Annotated in this window: 3 protein-coding genes; 1 reads left to right on the forward strand and 2 read right to left on the reverse strand. The window is 52.0% G+C overall.

The features are described 5' to 3' along the window. Positions 1-142: 142 nt before the first annotated feature. Complete coding sequence (locus ACTHUT_RS17920; protein ID WP_250601376.1) at positions 143-1,069, forward strand: LysR family transcriptional regulator; 927 nt, start codon at positions 143-145, stop codon at positions 1,067-1,069. A gap of 75 nt (positions 1,070-1,144) precedes the next feature. Here ACTHUT_RS17920 and ACTHUT_RS17925 read toward each other — a convergent pair whose 3' ends face one another. Together ACTHUT_RS17925 and ACTHUT_RS17930 are read right to left on the reverse strand one after the other, a co-directional pair. Further along, a complete protein-coding gene (locus ACTHUT_RS17925; protein ID WP_250601378.1) occupies positions 1,145-1,795 on the reverse strand; it encodes a TIGR01621 family pseudouridine synthase in 651 nt (216 codons plus the stop codon). A gap of 1 nt (position 1,796) precedes the next feature. Next, positions 1,797-2,375, reverse strand: a complete 579-nt coding sequence (locus ACTHUT_RS17930) for a TMEM165/GDT1 family protein (RefSeq protein WP_250601380.1) — start codon at positions 2,373-2,375, stop codon at positions 1,797-1,799. Between the last annotated feature and the right edge of the window lie 98 nt (positions 2,376-2,473).

Raw genomic sequence — 2,473 nt, forward strand, 5'->3', positions numbered from 1 at the left:
TTCGCATTCTAACCGCAAAATCTGTTTATGCCTCAAATTCTTACATTCCGATTTCAGCAATCATTCCCAACATTAATCATTTGCACATCATCATGAATTATTTTAATATACGCCACCTTACCCACAGACCGTCTGAAAACACATGGACTCTATTATCGAATTGCGTCATCTTAAAACCTTGCTGGCTTTAGAAGAAACCGGCAGCGTTTCCCTTGCCGCCAAACGAGTTTTCCTGACCCAATCCGCCCTGTCGCACCAAATCCGCTCCTTGGAAAATTATTACGAAACGCCGTTGTTTGAACGTAAATCTACACCTTTGCGCTTCACTCCGGCCGGTATGCGCCTGCTGCAACTGGCGCGCGAGCTGTTGCCGCAGGTTGCCGCCGCCGAACGTGATTTGGTGCGGATTATCGAAGGCGAAGCCGGCGAACTCAGGCTTGCCGTCGAATGCCACACCTGCTTTGACTGGCTGATGCCTGCCATGGGCGAGTTCCGCCCGTTATGGCCGCAAGTTGAATTGGACATCGTTTCCGGCTTCCAAGCCGATCCGGTCGGCCTGCTGCTGCAGCACCGCGCCGACCTCGCCATCGTTTCCGAAGCCGAGCCGATCAACGGTATCAGCTACCACCCTCTGTTTGCCTATGAAATGGTCGGCATCTGCGCAGAAGACCACCCGCTTGCCGACAAAGACGTTTGGGAAGCGGAAGACTTTATCGACGAAACCTTGATTACTTATCCCGTCCCCGACGAAATGCTGGATTTGCCCAAAAAAGTGCTGCTGCCCAAAGGCATTAATCCGCCGCGCCGCCATAGCGAGCTGACCATCGCCATTATTCAACTGGTTGCCAGCAAACGCGGCATCGCCGCCCTGCCCTATTGGACGGTCATGCCGTATTTGGAAAAAGGCTACGTCGTCCACCGCAAAATCACTTCAGACGGCCTGCAAAGCAAACTTTATGCCGCCATTCGTACGGAAGATGCCAACAAAGGCTATCTGGACAACTTCTGCCAAATCACGCATGACCGCTGTTTTGCCGACTTACCGGGTTTGAGCGAATTGGAAATGTAAACTTGAAACAATCAAAAGGCCGTCTGAACAATTTTCAGACGGCCTTTTTTAATACATACAAAAATTTCACTGCTTCTATTCGGATTCATCCGAACCCAAACACGCCGACAAATCGATTTCAGACGGCCATGTTTTATCAGGAGCGACCCGAATATCGAAATGCTCGCCGCGATAGTCGAAAACCAAACGCCAAGCGTGCAGAAACAGATGTTCCGCCTCATCGCCGCCATACAGCGTATCGCCCAAAATCGGACTACCTATGCTTTTCATGGCCACGCGTAGCTGATGGGTTTTGCCGGTAAACGGTTGCAACACAAACAGGCGCAAACCGGGCTTCAGGCTTTGGCTGCTGAAACGGGTAACGGCAGAATTATCCTCGTCACGCGTCAGCTTCCATGTACCGCGCCGCGAACGCGCCATACCGCCTTTCACCCAGCCCTGCTTTTTCGCCGGCTTGTGCGTACCGAGTGCCAAATAAGTTTTACGCATGGCTTTCTCGGCAAACTGCGCCGACAAAGCCGCCGCACTGTCGCGGTTTAACGCAAACAGCAACAGGCCGCTGGTGGCTTTATCCAAACGGTGAACCAGCCACACGCGCTCAACGCCGAGCTGCTGCGCCAGCGAAGCAGTCAGGCAAACATCCCCTTCCGATTCGCTGTGCACCGATACGCCGCAAGGCTTATTAATGACCACAAAGTCTTTGTGTTCAAAAACAATGTCCCACATTTCAGACGGCCTTCAACACGATACCGTCGCCAAGCAGGGTCAAAATACCCAGCAGGCAGAACAAGATACATGCGGCAATACGCACTGCTTTGGCCGGAATTTTGCGCATCAGCATTTCGCCCAAATACACGGCAGGCACAGAAGCAATCATCAAACCGGCGATACTGCCGACCACGACAAGCAGGATAGATTGGTATTTTGCCGCCAAAAGAACTGTCGCAATTTGCGTTTTATCGCCGATTTCCGCCAAGAAAAACAGGACGACCGTTGCCGTAAATGCACCGTATTTCAGCCACTTGCTGTCAGGGTCTTCGTCTTTGTCCGGCAACAGCAGCCATAATCCAACCGCAATAAAGCTGCCGCCGACCAGCCATTTCATGACTTCGGGCGAAATAGCGGATGCCAGCCAGACACCGAGTGCGGCTGAAACAAGATGGTTCAACAGGGTTGCAATAAAGATACCGGCAACAATCGCGTTTTTGTGGGCAAAACGTGCTGCCAAAAAGAGCGCCAGTAATTGCGTCTTATCGCCGATTTCGGCAATGGCAACACCCAGCGTCGAGGAGAAAAAAGCTTCCATGATTTAAGATACTCAACCGAAAAGCGGGCAAACAAAAAGCGCTGTGCATACCGCCCGCAAGGGTATGGACAACGCTTACGTCTTGCCTGTCTTCCGAT

This window comes from Neisseria sp. P0022.S010 (assembly GCF_051956635.1).